Raw genomic sequence first — 1,779 nt, 5'->3', positions numbered from 1 at the left:
CAATCCCGTCTCCAAAACTAAGCCAACTGTGGCACAGTTTTAGGGGGCCAAGACACTTTCTTAACCAGGTCTGCAGGTGTTTGATCACGAGCTGTTCGTTGAGTGGAACGACAAGCGCTTTGGCCCCTACCGCCCGACAGGTGGGCCTATCCCGCTGCATCGCTATCGCAAGCCCAAGAAAACACAAACACAGGCACGGGCCGACAGGATCGGAGATCTTGCGCAGAAGATCTCGGTGCCCAGATCGGCGCTTGCCGGGTTGGATTCAAGCCTGGCCAAAGCCGCAGACGTACTGCCGTTCGCCAGCCAGGCCTTTGTCGATCCGGATCCCTATGGAGAGTTCACCTATAGCAGCCGATTGGATGCGCTGCGCGGGGTCTCGGATTTGCTGCACAAGCCGCTGGCCCGCCTGACAGACGAGGATCTGTCGTTCGTGAATGATCTTGTCGACCGCACGCTCGACAAGACGGAAATCAAACAAGGAATAACTGCCCGGTTCTCGCCTAAGCGACCGGCCGCTGAAGAGGAGAGCGAGTAATGCTGAATGCCGAGATCATGGCGCGATATGGGCTGATCAAGGACTGGCGAGCTGCCGGATTCTATGAGACCGAGAACCATCGTCAGATCACCCACACCGTCCGGGCGGGCATTGGAACCGGACGCCTGATCGCTGTGACAGGCCCAGTTGGCATCGGCAAGACTGTGTTCCTGCACCGGTTGCAAGATGAAATTGCGCGCGAAAAGAAGGTCACTGTCGCCGAAAGCCTGTCGGTGGACAAAGCCCGCACGACCGTTCCGACGCTAATCTCAGCCCTGTTCTACGATCTCTCACGAGAGAAAGAACCAAAGATTCCAACCCAAGGTGAAAAGAGGGAACGAGAACTTCAGAAGCTGGTAGCCCGCTCCGGAAAGCCCGTGGCGCTGTTTGTCGATGAGGCCCATGATCTGTATGGAAAGACATTGATCGGGCTGAAACGCCTGATGGAAGTGATCGCGCGCGGCGGAGGCAATCTGTCCGTTATTCTGGTCGGCCATCCGAAGCTGCGAAACGACCTTCGCCGCCCAACGATGGAAGAGATCGGGCATCGCACTGATATCCTGCCCTTCGAAGGATTGGGGGAAGAGTCCCGAACCTATCTCGACTGGCTTTTGGACCAGTGTACCGAGGACGACGCTCCACTTGACGAGATTATCGAACCGGCGGCGCTGGACCTACTGGCAGAGCGCCTGACCACACCCTTACAGTTTGCCGAATATTTAAACCGGGCATTGGAGGCCGGGTTCCGCATCGGCCAGAAACCAATCACGCCGGATATTGTGTCGGCCACCCTGGCCCCCGACTTTGATGACTTGGAGCCACGTCTCACCCGGCAGGGCTATTCTGTGAAGGTATTGGCGGATCAGTTCCAGTCCAAACCTGCCGAGATCAAACGCTTCCTGTGCGGGCAGCTTGAACCCGCGCGGACCCGCGAATTGGCAGAGCGAATGCGGATGGCGGGGTTGTCGCTATGAGGTCATGTGGATGGTCTCACCCCACCGATCCCAGTCTCAGAAATGTGAGCCCGTCTCAATTATTCTGAGCCCGTTCTCAAATAAAGTGGTCCCAAATCGAATTATAGTCTCAAATAATCTGAGCCAGAAACAGCGATGATCTCGCGCCCAACGGATTATGATCTCAAGCCGCTACACATAGATCGCCTCGGCATCAACAGCGTCGTTCTTGGAGCCTTTGACAAACGGCATTACGAACCGCGGATGAACGAGGCGCACGGCATAGCC

At 56.7% G+C, this 1,779-nt stretch carries 2 protein-coding genes; both read left to right on the top strand.

The genetic code is table 11. The features are described from left to right. Positions 1-76 precede the first annotated feature (76 nt). A complete protein-coding gene (locus ACR0NY_RS19080) occupies positions 77-538 on the top strand; it encodes a hypothetical protein (RefSeq protein ID WP_480424837.1) in 462 nt (153 codons plus the stop codon). Next, positions 538-1,512 carry an ExeA family protein gene (locus ACR0NY_RS19075; RefSeq protein ID WP_480771301.1) on the top strand — a complete coding sequence of 325 codons (975 nt, stop codon included), beginning with the start codon at positions 538-540 and terminating at the stop codon, positions 1,510-1,512. Before ACR0NY_RS19080 ends, ACR0NY_RS19075 begins: the two co-directional genes overlap by 1 nt. Positions 1,513-1,779 lie beyond the last annotated feature (267 nt).

The sequence above is a fragment of the Ruegeria sp. BJ5 genome (genome assembly GCF_056537865.1).
This window is presented reverse-complemented; position numbering and strand designations above follow the sequence as displayed.